The organism is Paenibacillus algicola, assembly GCF_005577435.1.
Taxonomy (GTDB): Bacteria; Bacillota; Bacilli; order Paenibacillales; family Paenibacillaceae; genus Paenibacillus_AQ; species Paenibacillus_AQ algicola.
The window spans coordinates 3,763,228-3,783,309 of record NZ_CP040396.1; the positions used below are offsets into that span (position 1 = coordinate 3,763,228).

At 55.2% G+C, this 20,082-nt stretch carries 14 protein-coding genes; 3 read left to right on the forward strand and 11 right to left on the reverse strand.

What is annotated here, in order from left to right; translation table 11 throughout:
* Positions 1–40: 40 nt before the first annotated feature.
* The 3 genes from rnhA to E6C60_RS17745 all read right to left on the reverse strand — a co-directional run bounded on the left by rnhA (position 41) and on the right by E6C60_RS17745 (position 2,080).
* Complete coding sequence (gene rnhA / locus E6C60_RS17735; protein ID WP_138227037.1) at positions 41–703, reverse strand: ribonuclease H; 663 nt, start codon at positions 701–703, stop codon at positions 41–43.
* Between the two features lie 39 nt (positions 704–742).
* Entirely contained in the window at positions 743–1,276 is a 534-nt protein-coding gene (locus E6C60_RS17740; RefSeq protein WP_138227038.1) for a DUF2179 domain-containing protein, read from the reverse strand.
* Positions 1,277–1,429: 153 nt separating this feature from the next.
* The gene (locus E6C60_RS17745; protein ID WP_138227039.1) at positions 1,430–2,080 is read right to left on the reverse strand and encodes a TetR/AcrR family transcriptional regulator; all 651 of its coding nucleotides are present in this window, start codon (positions 2,078–2,080) and stop codon (positions 1,430–1,432) included.
* A 210-nt stretch (positions 2,081–2,290) separates the two neighbouring features.
* Here E6C60_RS17745 and E6C60_RS17750 point away from each other — a divergent pair, with 210 nt between their 5' ends.
* Complete coding sequence (locus E6C60_RS17750; protein ID WP_138227040.1) at positions 2,291–3,841, forward strand: DHA2 family efflux MFS transporter permease subunit; 1,551 nt, start codon at positions 2,291–2,293, stop codon at positions 3,839–3,841.
* 141 nt (positions 3,842–3,982) lie between these two features.
* Here the strand turns inward: E6C60_RS17750 and E6C60_RS17755 are convergent, their stop codons facing one another.
* From E6C60_RS17755 to E6C60_RS17765, 3 genes are all read right to left on the reverse strand, one after another.
* Positions 3,983–5,677, reverse strand: coding sequence for a M3 family oligoendopeptidase (locus tag E6C60_RS17755; RefSeq protein WP_138227041.1), 1,695 nt, complete (start codon positions 5,675–5,677; stop codon positions 3,983–3,985).
* A gap of 244 nt (positions 5,678–5,921) precedes the next feature.
* On the reverse strand, positions 5,922–7,361 hold the full coding sequence (locus E6C60_RS17760; RefSeq protein WP_138227042.1) for a sulfatase-like hydrolase/transferase: 1,440 nt from the start codon (positions 7,359–7,361) through the stop codon (positions 5,922–5,924).
* Between the two features lie 6 nt (positions 7,362–7,367).
* Positions 7,368–8,750: an FAD-dependent oxidoreductase gene (locus E6C60_RS17765; RefSeq protein ID WP_138227043.1), complete on the reverse strand. Its 1,383-nt coding sequence runs from the start codon at positions 8,748–8,750 to the stop codon at positions 7,368–7,370.
* 123 nt (positions 8,751–8,873) lie between these two features.
* On the opposite strand from E6C60_RS17765, the gene E6C60_RS17770 reads away from it, so the two are divergent.
* Positions 8,874–9,872: a LacI family DNA-binding transcriptional regulator gene (locus tag E6C60_RS17770; RefSeq protein ID WP_175415350.1), complete on the forward strand. Its 999-nt coding sequence runs from the start codon at positions 8,874–8,876 to the stop codon at positions 9,870–9,872.
* A 32-nt stretch (positions 9,873–9,904) separates the two neighbouring features.
* Here E6C60_RS17770 and E6C60_RS17775 read toward each other — a convergent pair whose 3' ends face one another.
* The gene (locus tag E6C60_RS17775) at positions 9,905–10,822 is read right to left on the reverse strand and encodes an AraC family transcriptional regulator (RefSeq protein ID WP_138227045.1); all 918 of its coding nucleotides are present in this window, start codon (positions 10,820–10,822) and stop codon (positions 9,905–9,907) included.
* A 105-nt stretch (positions 10,823–10,927) separates the two neighbouring features.
* On the opposite strand from E6C60_RS17775, the gene E6C60_RS17780 reads away from it, so the two are divergent.
* A complete protein-coding gene (locus E6C60_RS17780; RefSeq protein ID WP_138227046.1) occupies positions 10,928–12,052 on the forward strand; it encodes a glycoside hydrolase family 88 protein in 1,125 nt (374 codons plus the stop codon).
* Between the two features lie 142 nt (positions 12,053–12,194).
* Here the strand turns inward: E6C60_RS17780 and E6C60_RS17785 are convergent, their stop codons facing one another.
* From E6C60_RS17785 to E6C60_RS17800, 4 genes are all read right to left on the reverse strand, one after another.
* Positions 12,195–13,496, reverse strand: a complete 1,302-nt coding sequence (locus tag E6C60_RS17785) for a sulfatase family protein (RefSeq protein ID WP_138227047.1) — start codon at positions 13,494–13,496, stop codon at positions 12,195–12,197.
* 90 nt (positions 13,497–13,586) lie between these two features.
* Positions 13,587–16,661: a sugar-binding protein gene (locus E6C60_RS17790; RefSeq protein WP_138227048.1), complete on the reverse strand. Its 3,075-nt coding sequence runs from the start codon at positions 16,659–16,661 to the stop codon at positions 13,587–13,589.
* A 32-nt stretch (positions 16,662–16,693) separates the two neighbouring features.
* Positions 16,694–18,979 (reverse strand): polysaccharide lyase 8 family protein, encoded by a 2,286-nt coding sequence (locus E6C60_RS17795; RefSeq protein ID WP_138227049.1) that lies wholly within the window; start codon positions 18,977–18,979, stop codon positions 16,694–16,696.
* Complete coding sequence (locus E6C60_RS17800) at positions 18,972–20,033, reverse strand: glycoside hydrolase family 88 protein (RefSeq protein WP_138227050.1); 1,062 nt, start codon at positions 20,031–20,033, stop codon at positions 18,972–18,974. The genes E6C60_RS17795 and E6C60_RS17800 overlap by 8 nt, the downstream gene beginning before the upstream one ends.
* Positions 20,034–20,082 lie beyond the last annotated feature (49 nt).

A 20,082-nucleotide genomic window follows, 5' to 3' on the forward strand; every position in this document is an offset into this window, starting at 1 on the left:
CCCGGTCTATGTACAACTTGCTCCAGAGGAACGGCTGCCCTTACTTTCTCCCGTAGTCTGCTTTGATTTCGCCCCACTCCCGGGTCTGCCATTTCAGCACCTTATTGCTGTACGTATGCGTCCTCAGCCAGGCTTCCGCGCGGTCGATCAGCTCCCAGATTTCCGTGGTGGAGGAATCGCGCGGCAGGGTGGAGGACACCTTCTTCTGCTTGACCCACTTCAGCGCATTCGCGGAATCGCTGTAGATACTCCGGCTGTCCCCCAGCTGATGAAGATAGGCCAGCGCGTGGACGATGGCCAGGAACTCCCCCAGATTGTTCGTCCCCTTTGCAATGGGTCCCTTGGAGAAGATGATGCTGCCCGTCCGGGTGTCCACTCCTTTGTACTCCACCGGTCCCGGATTCCCACGGGTGCCCACATCCACCGAGATGCTGTCATAGTCAATCTCCTCCAGGCTGCCAGGCGGCGAGCCTTCGGTCCCCTTTTTCCCGGATTCCGCTGCTTTCTTCTTCGGAGCACTGCCGGATTGTCCCCAATAGCCCTTCCATCCGGCGGCATAAGCCTGCTCTGCTTCAGCGCGGGTGGCGAACGCCTTGTACTTCGCACCCGCCGAATGATTCACCTGCTGCTGACATTCAGCCCAGCTGGTATAAATACCGGGCCTCGCTCCCACCCAGACAACATAAAATTTCCCCTTCGCCACGTTACTTCATCCTCTCCACTCTTGCCGCAGCGCTCCTTCTTAGAAGCGCCGGCCTTCCGTTAGCTTGACCCAGAAGCCGCCTTTAAAATTCTTGGGCTCGTGGGAAATAATAAACGCATGCGGAGACAGCTTCTTGAGGGTATCCATCAGCCGCCGCTCATTGCTGCGCTTCACCAGCACCTGCAGCACCAGCCGCTTGCCCTCCTTGCCGTCCGCCGTCCAGGAGGTGACCCCATAGCCCTTGTCCCGCAGCTCAGCGGCCAGATCCAGCTCCAGCGAATCCACAATGACCTGAACGACCAGATATCCCAGCGCCAGGTACTCCTCGATCCGGCTGCCCAGATATACCCCGAGACCGAAGCCGAGACAGTACGCCGCCATATTAAACGGATTGTCCAGGTTCTGCAGCACCAGATTCAGACCCATCAGATAGACGAACACCTCCGCCATTGACAAGAAGGAGGCGAGCGCTCTGCGGTTTTTGATCATCAAAATCAGACGAAGCGTAAAAATAGACACATACACTACATTAATTCCGATGATGGAAGCGATCAGCCCAATAGATATCGTCATGTAATACCATCATCTCCTTTTTTATTTTGCTTTTTGCTATGCCGAATGGTCAGCCTTCAGCCTTTAGTGTGGACGGGAGCATACCATTTCAGTCATCCACAAGCAGACGAAGACCATGCTCTTCATTACCCCGTGCTGGAAGGTTGTTGACCCTCAATCCCCCGGCTTCTTCCTCTTCTCGGGGGCCTGATCCTTATATAAGGTAAACGGATTGCTGAAGATCAGGCGCGACAAGATCAACGACACCTGCCGTGGCGATTCCTTCATGCCTTCATGAAGCCAGTGCTGGATCACCCCGAGCTGCGCGGAGATTGCATAAGCCGACAAGTATTCCATGGGTACAATCAGCTCCTCCCGATCTTCTGCCAGCCGGGACAGAACACTCTGAGCCATGGTGCGCTGCATAATCTCCTTCAGCTTGACATGAAACGCCGGATTACCGCCGGGACCCAGCAGCAGCGCTACAAACTCTCCATTCTCCTGCAAATATTTAAACAGCTCCTCTACCAGCGGCAGCGGCTTGTTCATATAATCGAAATTCGGCAGCTCTTCCTTCGTAATCCGCTTCTTCTTCTCGCTGCGGATTTTGAGCACTCCGTTCAGAATCTCCTCCTCGCTTTGCTGAAGCAAATCATACTTGTCCCGATAATGGAGGTAAAACGTACCCCGGTTAATATCTGCCCTTGTCGTCAGATCCAGCACCGTGATTTCATCGAACGTTTTCTCTTTCATTAAAGAAGTCAGGGCGTCACGAAGCGCTTTCTTCGTCTTCACAATTCTCCGATCCAGTCCAGGCTCTTTCATAGCTCCCCCTTATGTCAACATTTTAATATACTCTAAGGCCCCTTTATTAGACAAAAGCGGGTGTCGTGTCCATAACATGACAGATGCACTGATATTGTCGGTTGCATTGCAATATGGGTATATTATAATAGACTCCACGATCAATAATAAACAGTTTGTTTATTATTTTTTTGTCAAAGAGTACGTTATTCAAGGACTGGAGGAAGTATCATGGAAGACACCCATAAACAGACACCGGCGATTCCAAGGTCTGTTTATCTGATCATTGGTATTTTGCTGGCAGGCGCCTTTGTCTCTCTGCTGAGCAATACGCTGCTAAATATCGCCCTGCCGTCGATCATGAATTATTTCGAGCTGTCCAGCCCGTCTACGGTACAGTGGCTGACGACCGGATATATGCTGGTCAATGGCATTATGATCCCTACCACCGCTTTTCTCATCCAGCGGTTCTCGGTCCGGGGATTGTTTCTGACCGCCATGACCCTGTTCACGCTCGGGACGATGCTGGGCGGCTTTGCCCCCAGCTTTGGCATTCTGCTCACGGGACGAATGATTCAGGCCTCCGGCTCGGCCATTATGATGCCCCTGCTCATGAACGTCATGCTCACCAGCTTCCCCGTGGAAAAACGCGGCGGTGCCATGGGCATGTTCGGGCTCGTGATGATCTTTGCCCCGGCCATCGGCCCCACGCTGTCCGGCTTTATTATCGAGCGCTATGACCGCTGGGATATGCTGTTCCACCTGATCTGGCCGATTGCACTGCTCGTGCTTCTGTTCGGCTTCATCAAGCTGCGGGACCATAAAGAGAGTGTGGCTATTCACCTGGATTCCCTCTCCATCGCTTTATCCAGCATTGGCTTTGGCGGCATTCTATACGGCTTCAGTACAGCCGGCAACACCGATCTGGGCGGCTGGGACAATATCATCGTGTACTATACGCTTGCTGCCGGCTTCATCGGCCTGCTTCTATTTATTGTCCGCCAGTTCAAGCTGGAGAAGCCAATGCTCGATTTCAGGGTCTACCGGTATCCAATGTTTGCCTTGTCGTCCGTCATTTCGATCATGATGAATATGGCCATGTTCTCAGCGATGCTGCTCATGCCGATCTACCTGCAGACCATCCGCGGTATTTCACCGCTGGACTCCGGCCTGCTGCTGCTGCCCGGCGCCATCGTCATGGGGATTATGTCTCCCATTACCGGCAAGCTGTTTGATAAATTCGGAGCGAAGCTGCTCGTTTTTACCGGCCTTGCGATCTCCGTAGTTACGAGCTACATGTTCAGCCAGCTGACGCTGTCCACGGCGTACTCTACGCTGATCGTCATTTATACACTGCGGATGTTCGGGATGTCGATGGTTATGATGCCCATTATGACAAACGGGCTGAATCAGCTGCCGATGCGCTATACGCCTCACGGCACGGCAATGAACAGCACCCTCTCCCAGGTGTCCGGAGCCATCGGCACCTCGCTGCTCGTCACGATCATGACGACCCGCACGAAATCGTATGTAGAGAGCATGGTTTCTGAGGCGGCAGCCGGTCTTCCGGCTCAGCCTACCGGAGAACAGCTGCAGCAGCTTGCTGCCGAGGTAACGCCTCAGGCGACGGTTCACGGCATTAACGATTCTTTTATGGTTTCCGTCGTGCTGCTTCTTGCCGCGCTGCTGCTGTCGCTCTTTATTAAGCGGACATCCCCGTCCAAGGACAAGAATCCCGAGACCGCGCCCGCAGCCCGCACACCGCAAGTTAAACGGGCCTGACCTGTGCTTACCCCGCATTCATAAATAGAAGCTGCTCCTTGAAGATCTTCATCTTCAGGGGCAGCTTCTTTATTAGATTTATCTTAGAAAAAGCAAGGAGCGCAACAGCTCACAAGCAGCACCAGGCTACGTCTTGCAGGGTTACAATGCCTGGTCGTCCACGCTGTTCAGCCAAGCCTCAATCTGATCCACTACCGATGCCACACAGCCATCCTCAAATGGCGATCTCAGGCCCGCGTACTTGACCAGCTCCACGAAGGAGCGGCTTCCGCCCACTTGACACAGCTTCAAATAATCAGCCCAAGCGGCTTCATAGTTCTCATGCAGGCGCACCCAGAACTGGAATGCACAGATTTGTGCCAGCGTGTAGTCGATATAGTAAAACGGCGTTCTGAAAATATGGCTCTGCTTATGCCAGAAGCCGCCCTGCTCCAGATAAGCATTTCCGGCATAGTTCCGGTGCGGCATATATTTACGCTCGATCTCGCGCCAAGCCGACTTGCGCTCTGCCGGGCTAGCCTCCGGGTTAAGATATACATAGTGCTGGAATTCATCCACAGCCACGCCATAAGGAAGGAACAGCAGCCCGTCCGCCAGATGGTTGAATTTATATTTGTCACTGTCTTCCTGAAAGAACAGTTCCATCCATGGCCAGGTGAAGAACTCCATGCTCATGGAATGAATCTCACAGGCTTCATAGGTCGGGAAATTATATTCCGGCACCTGGAAGCTGCGGCTTTCGTACACCTGGAAGGCGTGCCCGGCTTCGTGGGTCAGCACGTCAATGTCACCGGAGGTGCCATTGAAATTGGAGAAAATAAACGGGGCACGGTGCTCCGGAATGTACGTACAGTAGCCTCCGCCCTGCTTTCCTTTTTTGCTGACGAGATCCATCAGGTTGTTATCAATCATAAAATTAAAAAATTCATTCATTTCCGGCGACAGCTCGCTGTACATCTTCTTTCCGTTCTCGACAATCCATTCCGCATCACCCTTCGGCGCTGCATTACCGGATTTAAAGCTGAAGCCCTCATCGTAGAAGAGCAGCTCCTCCACACCAATCCGGCGTGACTGCCGCTCTCTTAGCCGGGTAGCGATCGGTACAATATATTCCTGCACCTGCTTGCGGAAGTTATCCACCATCTCGGCATTATAATCCGTCCGTGCCATACGGGCATAGCCCATCTCCACAAAATTTTGAAAGCCAAGCTTCTTGGCCATCTTGTCCCGTACCTTCACCAGCTCGTCATAAATGCGGTCAAATTCCGCTTCATGCTCCGCCATAAATTGGTAACGAGCCTCAAACGCGGATTGGCGCATCTCGCGGTCTGTAGACAGCTCATAAGGTGTCAGCTGAGACAGCGTCAGCTCCTCGCCGTTAAACGGAATTTTGGCCGAAGCGATCAGCTGGGCATATTCGGTGGACAGCTTGTTCTCCAGCTGCAAATCCTGAATGATGTCGGGACTGAAGGTTTGCAGCGACAGCTCAGCCAAGGCGAACAGCTGCCGGCCCCACTTCTGCTCCAGCTGCTCCCGGAACCGGGATTTCGTCAGCGAACGATAGTAATCGGTTATGTACTCCTGATAAACCGGCTCTGTTTCATCCATGTAATCCTGCTCTTGCTTGTAAAATTCATCATTGGTATCTACAGAATGGCGAATGCTGACCAGGGTGCTCTGGGTTTCCACATGCTGGCGAAGCTTGTTGATCTCAGCCATCGCTTGATCCTGCTCTTCAAACGTTGCAGCCCCGTCAAACTGCTGCAGCAGTTCTTTAAACCGCTGTTCAATTACCTTGATGTCCGGGCGTTCATACGGATACTCCGTAAATTTCATGAAATAACACAACCTTTCTGCTCTTAAAGTAGCTTTATTATACTAAATTTACAGGGAGTTAAATACCATAAATTTTCAGGTATATTCATAAAGGACGGTCAAGGCCGCTGAAAAATAAAACACAGACCAAAAAACCGCCCCTCGTCAGAGTCCAGGCGGCAGCGCCCTTCTCTTGTCCGAGAAACGGTTTATGGTGTTAAATATTTATGCAGCTATGGCTGAGTAGCCGAATTCTACAATGATCTTACCAGTGGCCGCCGTAGCGAATCGGTCCCCGCCAAGCGAAAGGATTCTTCTGGCGGTGCTTCCGCTCGTCATCCTCGGATGACTGACCTTTGCGGCCTTCAGCCGCAGCGGTGTCCGGAAAGCGCTCGGAAAGCAGGCTGCGGTAATGCGCAAGCCGCTCAGCATGCTCCGGCTCCGGCGCAAGATCCTGCATCTCGTACGGATCACTCTCCAGATGAAACAGCTGCTCTCTGGCATCCTGGGCGTAGTATACATACTTCCATTTCCCATCCGTACTCATATACAATCCGCCTTCATCCTGGATGTAACCAAGCAGGACTCTTTCCCCGTTCGGGTCCTCCATCGCTTCGATCAGAGAGCGTCCAGCCCGTTGATCCCGATCCGTCTCCACACTGCAGCCTGCCAGCTGGGTCAGAGTCGGATACAGATCGGCCAGCATGACCGGACGGTCGCAGACACTGCCCGGTCCAAGCGGAAGCTTGACGTCGCCGCCTGGCTTGATGATCAGCGGAACCCGCGCGGAAGGGTCGTAGAAGCAGGACTTGTGGAACAAGCCATGGTCTCCCAGCATTTCGCCGTGGTCGGAGGCAAAGACGATGATCGTATTATCCCACAGTCCTTGCTGCTTCAGCTCTCCGAACAAACGTCCCAGCTCGTAGTCAATATGCGTAATCATCGCATAATAATGCTTGCGTGCAGCCAGAATGACCTCATCATTCAGCCGGTCCAGCTTGCGGGACAAGCGGCGGTGGTGCACCCATTCCGGCTCACCTTCTCCGGTCCATGCTCCCGCCAGCGGCTTCGATATCGGCAGATCCCGGTACAGTGACACAAACTGCTCCGGCGGATCGAACGGCGGATGCGGCGCTTCAAAGCTGGTCCACATGAAGAAGGGCGATTCTCCGTCCCGCTGTCTCAGAAAATCAATGGATTCCGAAACCGTCCAGTGCGTGGACGTATGCTGAATCGGAACAGCGCTGAATACAGGATAGACCTCATTGCCTCCGAGTCCATGTCCCCGGTACATGCCTTTATATTCCGTGCGCTCCAGATCATTGACATAATCCTCCGGAAGGAGGCGCATGCGTTCAAATCCGTTGCGGTTGCGCGGAGGATAGAAATGCATTTTGCCGGCCGCATGGGTCTGGTATCCTATCGAGGTCAGACGCCCCGGCAGCGTATGCTCCCGCTCCTCAGGAATACGGAATTCTCCGTTCGTATCCACCCCGTGCTCGTAGGCTGCTTTCCCTGTCATGATCGTCGTGCGGGAAGGAATACACAGCGGACAGTCACTGTAAGCCCGGGAGAAGCGCACACCTTCGTCAGCAAGCTGATCCAGATGCGGCGTCATGACCGGATGTGCAGACTTCTCAATACCGAGGCAGTCCGCCCGCTGCTGATCCGTCGTAATCAGTAAAATATTCGGCTTCCTGCTCATCTTGGCTCAGACTCCTTCCTCCAGGCTGTCATCGCGGTCCAGCATTGCACCCTGACTGCGCAGTACGGCTTGAAGCTCCTCAATATTAACCTCGCTCGGAGCAATGCTGTGCTTGACCGACAGTCCTGCCGCAGCGCCCGCAGCTTGTCCTGTTGCCATACAGCTTGGCGTCAGGCGGGTCGTGGCCAGAGTTTCATGCGTTGTCGAGATACAGCGTCCGGCGACGAGCAGGTTGTTGATCTTTTGAGGCAGCAGACAGCGGTAAGGAATGTCATACGCTCCGTCTCCCTCGACCCAGGCTGCTTCCACACCTTTGCCTGTCGGGTCATGAATGTCAATCGGGTACCCGCTGCGCGCGATGCAGTCCGGGAATGGCTTACCCTGCAGCACATCCTGCACCTGCAGCGCGTACTGACCGTCAATACGGCGCGTTTCCCGAATCCCGATCTGGGTGCCTACAGAGGACAGGGAAGCGTTCTGGAAGCCCGGCAGACAATCTCTCATGAAATCGGATACCATTTTGACCTGCTTGCGGCCCAGCACCTCGGCTTCTGTCAGATCCTGAACATTGGTTCCGTCCAGACCTTGTACGCGGGTCGTATTTACCAGTACCTCGTCGGGTCCCGGACCGGTAAAGAAGAGCACCTGATCCCGGTTGATCGGCAGGTCAGCTTCCTTCCAGTGCTTGTAGTAGCCCAGCACTCCCGATAATGGCAGCTCCTCTAACTCGTCAAACGGAGTCTTTTTGTAGAATTCGTCCGGATGGTCGATCATGTACTGCTTGACCTCATCCAGATCGACGCCGCGCATCCGGAATTTCATCGTCATCGGCTGGGTCTGCTTATCGCCTTCCCGGCCCTGCAGGCACGGTGCCCCGGACAGGAACGCCAGATCCGCATCTCCCGTCGTATCTACAAACTGCTTGGCATAGATGTTGAAGCGCCCGGACTTGGTCGTCACCTCAATGGACTCGATCACGTCATCCACGGTATGAACCTCATCCATAAAGCTGTGCAGCAGGACGGTAACGCCTGCTTCACGGAGCATATCAAACATAAGAATCTTATAATATTCCGGATCATATGGAGTAATCGTATTGACAAAGCCAACGGTGTCCCGAACATGGCCCGGGGAAGCGCCCGCTGCCTGCAGCCGGTCTACAATTTCCTGAGCGATGCCGCCGATGACCTGCTTGCCCTCTGTCGTGTGGAACGTCATCCACGGATAGACCAGTGCAATCGTGGACATGCCGCCGAGAAAGCCGTACCTTTCAATCAGAATCGTCTTGGCTCCGCTGCGGCCGGCAGCCAGCGCTGCGTTAATGCCTGCGGGACCTCCGCCGCAGACGACAATATCTGCATCCATTCTTTGAAGCTTACTATGTTTCATGGTGTTGTCGCTCCTTCCGATTGATCTGAGTCTCATTATAGGCAGGGAACGTACTTTAATATAGTTTCATTTTTGTTTAAGATAAGAAGAATGACTGTACATAAGGAGGCGACTCAACCGGCTATGGGGAGAAGAAAAGCAGCCACACTGGAGGATTTATCCTTGGAGCTTGGCATCTCGGTTCAGACGATTTCCAAGGCCCTGCGGGGACGGCCCGGCATGTCGGAGGAAACGCGGGGGCGGATTTTGCGCGCGGCTTACGTCCGCGGCTATTTGTCGACCGCACAGGCCCGGGAAATGGCAAGGCAGGGCATTGCACCGTATCCATCCATACGCCTTCGCTTTATTTTTGTTCAATCGCACCAGTCCCTGAACTATAACCGGCTGCTGACCGACGGGCTGGAGGAGCGCTTTGGACAGTTTGATCATCAGCTGGAGCGGTATGTGCTGGATGAGGACTGGACCGACCCGCAATTTCAGGAGTGGGTCCAGCAGCACAACATTTTGCATGCCGACGGACTCCTGATCGCGCCGCGAATCCGCTCTAGCCTGATCGAGAACAAGCTGTTGTCACTGCCGCTCGCCAAGACGCTCATTAACTATCCGAAGCCGCTCTCGCAGGTCGATAGTGTAGTGTGGGATGTGCAGGAGGCGATCTATCAGGCAGTGGACGCTTTATATGCCGGGGGCCACCGCTCTATCCTCTATGTCGGAGATGCACATTCGCAGCGGGGGTATGTGCTCCGGCGGCAGGCGTTCGATGAAGCCATGAATGACCGGGGCTTGCCGCTCATGCACACTTCAGCAGAGGCCTTTCTGGACAGCTACCGCCGCTTCCGGCCGACGGCCGTGCTGTGCGGGATTGACGAGGATTGCAGCCGGATTTACGAAGCCCTTACGGGTGCCGGGGTAAGCATCCCGAAGGATTGCTCCATGGCGGCGCTTGTCAATGAGCAGCCTCCCGGCCTTCCCTTGCTCAGCCGTCCGCAGCTGCTCATCAAGGAAACCGGATTTGAGGCCGCAGACCGCATGCTGTGGAGAATTGCACATCCCCATCAGCCGGTCATGCATTCCCGGATTACCGGCTCCTTTCTGGAAGGAAGCACGATTGCCGAGATCTAGGCGTCCCGGGCCCGCTTAAGCCCTTCCCTTCCTCAGGCCTGATCCGGCTTCACTTCAAGCTCTGCCATAGCTCTGCGCTGACGCTTGCGGTACTGATGGGGCGTCACACCGGTCCACTTCTTGAACCGCTGTACAAAATGTGACGCCACCGGCCAACCCACCTGTGTGCCGATGTCTGCGACCGGCAAAGAGCTGCTGCCGAGCAGCTGGCAGGCCTCCTTCATCCTTCTCACCTGAATGTAGTCCGTGATCGTGCTGCCGGTCTCCCGCTTGAAGGTGTGCAGCAGATGGTACTTGGATATATGAAGCTCCTCCGCCAGCACCTCCAGTCGATACGGCTCCGCGTAATGCTGCTCGACCCATTGCAGCACTGCCTCGGAATGGGTCAGGCTCCGCGTAGCGGCAAAGCCTGGCTGCGGCAGCACATCCTGCAGCTGCCCCTGAACCGCCAGCAGCAGCTGCTGCAGGAGCGTCGCAAACCGCTCCATGCGCCCTCGCTCGTGTCCCGGCAGCATAGACGCTGTGCCATAGTACTGCAGCAGCGTTTCGATCGGAGCATGCTGCGGCATGAGGCGGAACACCTGTTTTTGCATCGCTCCCTTCCATAGATGCTGATAGACCTCCATCAGCTGCTCAAAGGGCTCAAAATATCGCTGAAATACCTGCGGCTCGAACTGAATTCTGGAGCGGACATACGGCGTTTCTTCGCCAACATCGGCTTTGACATGATGCAGCTGAAACGGCTGAAAAATATACAAATCGCCAGGCTTCATGGTGTGCACCTGCTGGTCCAGCACCAGCGTCCCGCTTCCCTCATGGATATAGAGCAGCTCCACCCCCTGATGGTAATGGAAGTAGCCGCTGTACGAAAGATCGGCCTTTGCCATAATACTAGAGCGAAAAGGCATCGTAATAAAGTCAATGGTCTGAAGTCGGTTGTTTCCCATCATACACTCCCAATACAACAATATAGCTACATTTTAACACAACCAGCATGCACTAAGGGTAACCGTTCTCTTTTATGATAGAGAGAGAATAACGAGGAGGCTGAGTGTATGTGGAAGCAAGCGATTGAAGATGCGGTAGAGAAAACAAGATTAAACATTGAGCGTTTCGGAGATGCCTATCCGCAATGCAGTAAAAATGATGAGTATATGCTATTGCCTAATGCCAACTGGACGAACGGGTTCTGGTCCGGCATTTTGTGGCTGTGCTATGAATACAGCGGAGACGAGGTGTTCCGCACGGCAGCACGCCGGACGGTAGACAGCTTCAAGGAGCGCCTGGATCAGCAGATCAAGATGGATACACATGATATCGGATTCCTGTTCTCCTTGTCCTCGAAGGCACAGTGGATGATTGACAAGGACCCGGCTGCCAAGCAGCTGACTCTTGATGCGGCTGATATGCTGATGAGACGCTGGCGTTCTACAACCGGTGTGCTTCAGGCCTGGGGCCCTGAGGGTGATGCAAGCAATGGCGGACGGATGATCATTGACTGCCTGATGAATCTGCCGATCCTGTACTGGGCGTATGAAATGACGGGCAAGCAGAGCTACCTGGATGTGGCTACTAACCACGCCAACAAAAGCCGCCGTTTCCTGGTTCGCGGTGATGACTCTTCATACCATACCTTCTACTTCGACCAAGAGACCGGTGAAGCGCTCCGCGGAGCTACTCAGCAGGGCTACACTAACGGCTCGACCTGGACACGCGGACAGGCATGGGGCATTTACGGCTTTACGCTGTCGTACAAATACACCAAAGACCCGCTCTATCTGGAAACGGCACTGCGCATGACCCGCTTCTTCCTGGACCGCCTGCCGGAGGACAAGGTTGTGTACTGGGATTTCGATGCACCGATTCACGCCGACACGAACCGGGACAGCTCTGCTAACGCCATTGCGGCCTGCGGTATTCATGAAATGCTCAAGCTGCTTCCGGCAGATCATGACGCAAGAGGCTGGCTGCAGAAGGGCTTCGACGATTGCATGAGCGGATTGATGGACCCTGAATATTCCACCATTCAAGAGCCGGAAGCACAAGGCTTTATCAAGCATGGCTCGTACAGTGTTCGCAAAGGTAATAATCCGGACGATTTCACCATCTGGGGCGATTATTTCTATCTGGAAGCCCTGATGCGTATGGAACGCGGACATAAAGGCTACTGGTACGAGTAAGCCTTCTGACAATTGAAACAGACCGGCCCGAGAAGATCCTGACGATCTCCTTGGGCCGGTCTGTTTCGTTGTATCATAAAAAGCGGCTCTCTCCGCACCAGCGCCATAGCGGGCGGGAGAGAAACCGCTGTAATACGTCTATTTATTCATAGTCGGGAACCTGGTTGCTGACACAGCTTACCTTGTTGATGCGCGCTCCCTCCGGCTTCTGCACCTTGCCATGCAGCAAAGGATCGCCGGTTTCCTCCATCCAGGCCATCAGGCGCGAGGACAGGTCTTGATATATGCCGGCATACGCTTCATCCCGGACGACATTGACCCGCTCCACCGGATCGAGGTACAGATCATACAGCTCTACCGGCTCTCTTCGTGTGCTCAGCAGCCCCTGCTCTACCAGGAAGCTCTTGGTCGGGGAATCGTCGATATTCGCCGGCACCAGTCCGTCATGCTCATCAAACCAGCGGATCAGCTTGTACCGGTCGGTCCGGATACACCGCATCGGCTCATAGGCAGCATGGAAGGTGACCTCCGCAAAAATCTCCTCCCGAACCTTGTCGCGGCTTCCTTCAATGAGCGGCAGCAAGGATACGCCCTGCAGCCTTTCTGGCTGCTCTACACCCAGCATGTCGCACAGCGTCGGGAACAGGTCCACCTGGGATACCAGCGAATCCTCGACATGTCCGGCCCGGATGAGTCCCGGCTTCTTCATCATTAGCGCGACCCCGATTCCGGTATCGTACAAGCTGCATTTCATGTGCGGGAAGGCGAGGCCGTGATCGGTTGTAAAGATCAGCAGTGTGCTGTCCTCCTGCCCCGATGCCTTCAGCGCCTCCATCACAATGCCGACACAGCGATCCATCAGCTTGGCAGAGCTGATATAATTCGCCATATCCTCGCGGTTCTGAGCTGTATCCGGGAACGGGTGCGGAGGCAGCACATAGTTCGGATTCACCTCCGGATCTCTCTCCGGGAACTCCCGGTGAGTGTTGAACAGCCCCAGCGACAGGAAGAACGGCCGCTCCCGATCTTCACGAATATAAGCTGCGGCCCGTTCGGCACATCTTACGTCCTCATGCTCCTGCTCCGGTGCAGCCTCAGGCTCAAGCAGGTGCTCATATCCGAGGATCGCTTTGTCCGGCGCTTCATGCTGAACGCCGCACAAGGCGGTCTCATATCCCTGGTCCGCCAGGAACGAAACCAGGTGCTCCTTGTAATCATTTAGCAGAAAGCCCCGGTGCGTCAGTCCCAGCATACCGTTGGAATGCGGAGCCATGCCTGTCAGCAGCGCAGCCCGGCTCGGCGAGCAGGTAGGTGCAGCACAGAAGGCCTGACGGAACAAGGTTCCCCCGCGCGCCAGCTCCATCAGGTTCGGCGTCGGAACGGCGTAGCCGTATGGCTGAATGTATCTTCCAGTATCGTGCGTATGCAAGTATATGATGTTCATCTCACGAACTCCTTTTGTATGTTTATATAAAAACAGACGGAGGGAAGGGACCCGGCGCAGCTGCTGCCGCCTTGATCCCTCCCCTGTCTTTTATTCCGTCACGGACACCGTGACTTTCGCCTCGGCTCCTTTATACATCGCTACCAGCTCGGTGCTGCCCGCGCTCAAGCCCTCAATGACAGCTTCAGCGCCGCGGGATTGCAGCAGCCGTGCCAGGCTTGCGTCATCGCTGTACCAGATGACTTCCTCCGGATCGCTCACCGGCTGCCCCGATGGATCCAGCACCTGTGCATGGACGGTCAACTGCTCGAATGAATCCAGTGCAATGCTAGAGGTACTGATCTGTACAGTGTACGGTGCCGTGCTCGGTCCCGGATAATGATAGCCCTTGGAAGCGCCGTACAGCTGGCTGTTGAAATCCGTGCTGTCGCCTTTCCAGTTCGCATTCGAGCCATTCACCAGCTGCGGGTCCGTGCCTTGAATTCCTGCGGAGTACTCCTCAGTCTGATAAGCATTCACCTGACCGCCGTTCAGCGTGTACAGGTCTCCTCCCCGGCTGTCGCCGATGATGGAGTTGTACAGATCTACCTGGTTGGTCGGGCCCTCCAGGGAAATCTCGGACTGCGCATTGTTGTACAGGGTGCTGTAGTACATTTCAGCTTTGCCGACTGCGCTGCCGACCCACAGCCCGATGGAGTCACTGTTACCGCCGCGCTTGTAGGAATAACCGCCGATCGCTCTCATAAATACCGCCTTATCGGCAGACCAGATCCGGTAATTCCGCTTGTTGCCGAAGGCCACTGTATCAATAAACACCGGATTGATCGACTTGTCATCCCAGCCGCCGTCCGTGCTGTCAAACGCCTTGCTGCGTACATAGGTCAGGTTATATACCTGCCGCTCCGCACTAAAGCCGTCTCCATTCCAGTAATTACTGCTGCCATTCTCATGCCAGCTGTTGCTGCTCACGACATCCTGGAACACGATATCATGGTCAAAAATATATTCCGATTCCGGCGAGTTACCGATTCTGAAGCCCATAGGGAAGCTGCCGGATGTGAAGTTAGCCTGACCGCCGGCATCTGCCGTTACGCCAATAACACTGGCCAAATAGTTGCCGTTACGGAATCGAACTGCACTTTTCGTGTAATTCGTATATGTGCCGCCCTTGATCATAATATCATGGGAGCCCGCGTCCGGATTGGAACGGGTTGCCCGGCCCCACAAGTACACACCGTCGCTCATATTATGCATATCCACATCCACGACGCGGATGCCGGTATGCTGTCCATTCGCATAGATGCCATAATAATAATTTTCGATCACAATGTCCTCGATCTGCCAGTAGCTGACGCCCAGCGGCACATCAATCAGCGAACGGTTGACTTGATTTTGCAGCGACCAGTCTCCCTGGAATATAGGCACCCCGGCACCGGTATCGACACCCTGGAGCTTCTTCCAGTTCTCCCGGTCCGTACCGCCACGAGTCAGGGTCAAGGTTTGCGGAACGGTGTAGGTGCCGCTGCCGATATACAGCGTGTTGGCATCCCCGGTAGCATCCCAGGCTGCCTGAAGGCCGCCGACCTGATCTCCGGCCAAGGCATTTGCCCAGCTGCTGCCATCCTTCGTACCTGCGCCCTGCGGCGTCACGTACCGGTCTACCGCCGCCGGAGCCGGTACTGTAACCGCCGTGCCTACCGTGTCCGCCAGCAAGGTGGCGTCGCCGAAAGCGACCGTATTCTTGTAGTTATCTGCAATGCCGTTCCAGACGAGCTGCGCTTCCCTTGCACCGCCGTTATCGTCGTCATTGACGGCAAGATCAAATCCGAAATCAAGGCCTGCCTCTGCCGTCAGACCGAGATTCAGCCAAGGAATGGCCAGCTCGACTGCGTACCCGCCAGGAATCGCGGCGGAGGCATGCTGCACGCCGATCCGCTCATTCAATCGCTCGAAGAGCGCATCATCGTTATACCCTTTACGGAAATGCCAATCATTCACATCATAGGTCGAGCCGTGATTGTGGTCACCGTCGATAAACACCTCGACAGAGTCATTCTCGTAGGAATCCTCGGAATCACTGTAGAGCTGATCATCAAACACCTTCACACCTACGTATAAGTATTTGTCATCCCAGAGCGTCCCGAAGTTTACCGTATTGCCGCTGGTGCCCAGAACGGCTTTGCGTGCCGTGCGGTCCAGATTCCAGACGCTTTCATCCAGCACGCCATCGACCGCGATCGGCTGCAGCGTACGCTTCAGCTCCAGCGGAAGCTCTTCCTCCAGCTCCTGCACCGTTACCGCTGCGGTAGCCTCCAGATTGTTAAAGGAAGCACGGATCGTTGTTGTGCCTGCAGCCACAGCCGTCACGTTACCGGCGCTGTCTACGGCTGCTATTGCAGCATCATCACTGCTCCAGCTTACCGCTGCGTCGTTCATCGGCTGTCCGCCCTGATCCAGCACCGTCGAGCTCAGCTTGCGGACCTCATCCACGAGCAGTACCGGACTGTCAGGCTGAACGTCGATGGACACGGCCGTTCTCAGGTCGCTGACCAGAACGTCATCCACGCTGTAGCTGGACTTGCTGTAGCCGCCAATGGCAATCTTGCCCTTGGTGAGCGAGCTGTCCGTTGCCGAAAGCAGCGGCGCCCCGTCTACATAGCCTGTGAGCTGGTTTCCGTCTACAGCAAGCTTGACGGTATACAGCGTGTTCAGATCGAGCACGACAGGCGCCGAATCCAGCAATGTCGCGTTACCGTTCAGCTTTTTGACAAGAGAGAGTGTGTCGCTCCCTGTATCCAGCCGAAGCAGATAGTGGTTATTTTCTCCCCCATATCTGGCATACACGCCAATACTGTTGCTGTCCGAGGAGCTTTGAAGCTTCGCCTCCACCGCGTACTGGCTCCAGTCCGAGCTGCCCGCTACCGCATACTTGCGCGTAGAGCTGCCAGACTGATATACATACCGGAGCATTTTGTTTCCATTGTCGGTATGCAGGGCAAAACCAGAAGGAAGGTTCCAATCTGAGGTATTCCCGTCCTCAAAATCATTAAACAGCAAAGGGGGATTTCCCTGAGCCTCTACTGCAGTATTTGTAGTTCCAATCCAGGATAATGACAGACAGATCACAAGCATAATCGAAATCGTTTTCATAAATGATGAATTCATTTTGGCATCTCCTCCAGAAGTTTAATCTTGAATCAGGATGCTTCGATTTTCGAAAATACGACGCATTGTGTCGCACCTTTTGCCCCTTTCCTTTGAAACGTTAGCTTCACCGTGGGCTGTAGCTGGGTCACGGCGATCCATTCACTGCAGGCGATCACCTCCCGTCCGGCTGGAATGGCGAGCTCCAGCTCGATGGTTCCTTCCTCGGCATGCGTCGGATCCGCAACACACACTTCAATACGTTCTTCGCTTTCCTTCACCATGACACTGGCACGCCGGTCACAAGTGATCGGTCCCGCCGATTTCACCCCGTCCTCCCAGAAGAAGGCGGCGAGCCTGCCTTGCCCCGGCTCCGCTGCCGCGTGGACCTCGCGGGTGCAGGCCAAGATGTGGATGCCTGGTTCGGCGGCATAGCGGGCTGTTTCCTGCGGGCTGGCCCCAGGCAGCAGCATATAGGCATAGCCCTCATCCTTTGCCGTCGCATCGTGCTCAAACCAGGCTGTGAGATAATGTCTGGTAACCAATTCCGCCGAGCCCTTGTTATCCAGCTCTCTCCAGCTGCCGCTCCGGGCTTCTCTCAGCACCTGCAGGAGGCCGGCATCCGGGAATACGTAGCCTACATCGGCTCCCGGAACACTGCCGGACAGATGCATCCACGCTGGGCTTGACGCCAAGGTGTCACCGGATTCCTTCACACCCTCCTGTCCGTCGATCAGAAGCACGTTACTGCCCTCTTGATTCAGCATCCGGTTGTCCACGATCGTTTCGGTCGCCCCGGCTGCTCCTTCCAGCACCGTTCCCAGGCAAACGTAGACTTCTCCGAACAGAAACCAGGATTTCCGGGCCCGGAATTCATCCGGCTCTACGAGCTCCATACCGACCAGACCGCTGTCCTGTCCGCATTGCACGCCGCCGGCAAACTGTCCCAGCAGCGGACGGTTCAGCCCGAAGCCGTTCTGCCTTGGCACCGTGCTCACGGTCGTCCCCGGCAGCCGGTGCGGATTCACCGTAGGCCAGAAGCCATCAGCGTATACCCGTAAATCGGAGTTATACAAGTACGTCATGCCATGGGCAGTGTACCAGCCCTTTAAGTTCTCGCCATTGATGGATTCATAGCTGCCGATCCGCTCGGAGAACATACTTACGCCCAGGGCATGGCCCGGTGCTCTCGATACGGCCCGGTCCATGCTGGCAAACACCTTGCAGAAGACCTTCTCTTCGGCCGGCTCAATACTTTCGTCTTGAAGCACCTCCTGAGCGAGAGAAGCCGCGGCAGGCCCCAGGCCGATATCCCCCCAGCCCTCGGAGAGTGCTAGCAGCCATTGCTTGGCCTGGCTGCGCAGCCAGGCGGCAGGCTCCGGTGAAGCGGCTTTAGCCAGCTGCAGCGACGCCACGGCCACCGCCTGAACATTGGCGTGGCTTCCCGGAGTCTGGCGCGACAGCTCCCTGCCCCGAACCATCTCCATCATGAGCCCTCGGAAGATAAAGGGAGCGAAGGAATGCTGGACCCAGCCGGCCATCTCATCCGCCTGTTCTTTGGAGATCGTCCACTGCGAGCCCTGCAGCACAAAGGTCAGCTCTGCCAGCTCCTTCAGCAGCGATTTGCCATACCCGCCGGTGTACGGAAATTTCTTGTGCTGAATAAATGATCCGTCCGGGTAGAAGCCGTCCCCTGCGGAAACGGTTCCAAAAACTGGCGAAAGCGCATCTCTTGCCGCAGCAATTCCTTCTGCATCTTCATGCAGCAAGGAGTAGAATAGAAAGGCGCGGGATTTCCATACCCGATTCGCACCGGTAGAGAGATAAGGCTCCGGCAGATCGGCCGTCCGCATTATCATCGGATTCGGCACAAACCGGTGCACGGGACGAAGATATTGAACCATTCTCTCCGGCGTCAGCCGCTCCTTCATCAGGCAGAGGATATTGACCAGAAGCAGCGGCGAGCCAATCTCCCAGTACCACCAATTGCCGTAAGTCGGTACCTGCTCGTTGTAGCGGTGCTCATACATCCATTCCAGGCCCTGCAGTATCGACTGCTCTAAAGCGCTGTCTTGATAAAGCGGCGAGCCGGCGGTTTCCAGTGCCAGCGTCATTTCGTAAAGCCGGGAGTAATTATGGTGCAGATCGGCCGCATTGATGAGCTTCGGCAGATCGCTCCACAGTGTTTCCCCGTGGCCAGGTGTCATTGACTGTACAAAGCGGGTCACTCCCTGGCTCTGCTTATCTCCGTCATTCCCGCGGGCCGGGGAGCGGCCTGACTCTGCAGCCGCTCCGCCAACCAGCAGAAATCTCCACCGTTCCAGCAGCATATCAAACATCGGCAGTCTCCTGGGATTCTTCCGTCAGCTTGATCGCCTCTCCATACAGCATGAACAGGACTCCGTACGCATACAGCGTCTCGGTGTAAGGAACCTGCAGATAGCCTTCCTTCTCCTGACAATCGGTGCCGCCGGAGGCGGATTGCGGAATTCCTTCTTCCGACACATGCTGCGCCAAGGTCTCTGTGGTCTGCCGGCCCCAGGCCTCAAATTTATGTTCCAGAATGCCAAGTCTGACGCCCTTCAGCGCAGCGTAGCCGAACAATGCGGTTGCAGTTGCTTCCGGATAGGCCTCCTCCAGTTCCGGCAGGGTGCGGAGCATCCCGTCCTTCAGGCGAAGCTGATAGCCCTTCTCCATCAGACGCTGGAACACCTCCACATAGCGGCCTTCCTCGCTGTCTACTCCTTGATTCTCAATCAATTCAATCAGGCTCGCAGCAGCCCAGCCGTTGCCTCTGCCCCAGAATTCGCCCAGCGGCTTCTGTTCCAGACAGTGATAGCCGTGATAGAACAGCCCCGCCTCCGGATCAAACTGGGAACGGATATGAATATCAAACTGCTCTTTCCCTGCTGCCAGCAGCTTCTCGTTCCGGCTCCAGGCACCATAGCGGAGCATGAACAGGCCAGCCATAAACAGGGAATCGATCCACAGCTGATTTTTGTAGTCCTCCAGGCCGCCCTCGCTCCATACGTGAGCAAGCCCCCCATTGGTCGTCTTGAGCGAAACGTTCAGGCACCAGTCGGCATACTCCTCGCAGATGGCTGCATATTTAGCATCCCCGGTTTCCTTCAGCAGGAGCAGGGCTACGTTCGCCGGAATGACCGTATTCACCGAGCCCGTCTTGCGCTGCTCAACGTTCCGGTCGTACCACTCACTCAGAAAAGACAGATATTTCTTCTCGCCGGTTGCTTCATACGCCTTGATGATCCCGAACAGGCAGACACCGGAGTTCCACTCCCAGAAATCCATTCTGAGGCGCCATACGTCCGATTCAATGCCCTCTACGCGATGCAGCAAACGTTCCAGTAATTGAGATTGTTCCATAGTATTCATGTGTAATTTGCTCCCTTCTCCTGTTCATTCTTTGGATCGATCCGCTTCT

Coding starts and splice junctions, on each gene's coding strand:
- E6C60_RS17800 (WP_138227050.1), bottom strand. CDS start 20,033: ATGAATACTATGGAACAATCTCAATTACTGGAACGTTTGCTGCATCGC.
- E6C60_RS17780 (WP_138227046.1), top strand. CDS start 10,928: ATGTGGAAGCAAGCGATTGAAGATGCGGTAGAGAAAACAAGATTAAAC.
- E6C60_RS17755 (WP_138227041.1), bottom strand. CDS start 5,677: ATGAAATTTACGGAGTATCCGTATGAACGCCCGGACATCAAGGTAATT.
- E6C60_RS17765 (WP_138227043.1), bottom strand. CDS start 8,750: ATGAAACATAGTAAGCTTCAAAGAATGGATGCAGATATTGTCGTCTGC.
- E6C60_RS17770 (WP_175415350.1), top strand. CDS start 8,874: ATGGGGAGAAGAAAAGCAGCCACACTGGAGGATTTATCCTTGGAGCTT.
- E6C60_RS17775 (WP_138227045.1), bottom strand. CDS start 10,822: ATGATGGGAAACAACCGACTTCAGACCATTGACTTTATTACGATGCCT.
- E6C60_RS17785 (WP_138227047.1), bottom strand. CDS start 13,496: ATGAACATCATATACTTGCATACGCACGATACTGGAAGATACATTCAG.
- E6C60_RS17750 (WP_138227040.1), top strand. CDS start 2,291: ATGGAAGACACCCATAAACAGACACCGGCGATTCCAAGGTCTGTTTAT.
- E6C60_RS17745 (WP_138227039.1), bottom strand. CDS start 2,080: ATGAAAGAGCCTGGACTGGATCGGAGAATTGTGAAGACGAAGAAAGCG.
- E6C60_RS17790 (WP_138227048.1), bottom strand. CDS start 16,661: ATGAATTCATCATTTATGAAAACGATTTCGATTATGCTTGTGATCTGT.
- E6C60_RS17795 (WP_138227049.1), bottom strand. CDS start 18,979: ATGTTTGATATGCTGCTGGAACGGTGGAGATTTCTGCTGGTTGGCGGA.
- E6C60_RS17740 (WP_138227038.1), bottom strand. CDS start 1,276: ATGACGATATCTATTGGGCTGATCGCTTCCATCATCGGAATTAATGTA.
- E6C60_RS17760 (WP_138227042.1), bottom strand. CDS start 7,361: ATGAGCAGGAAGCCGAATATTTTACTGATTACGACGGATCAGCAGCGG.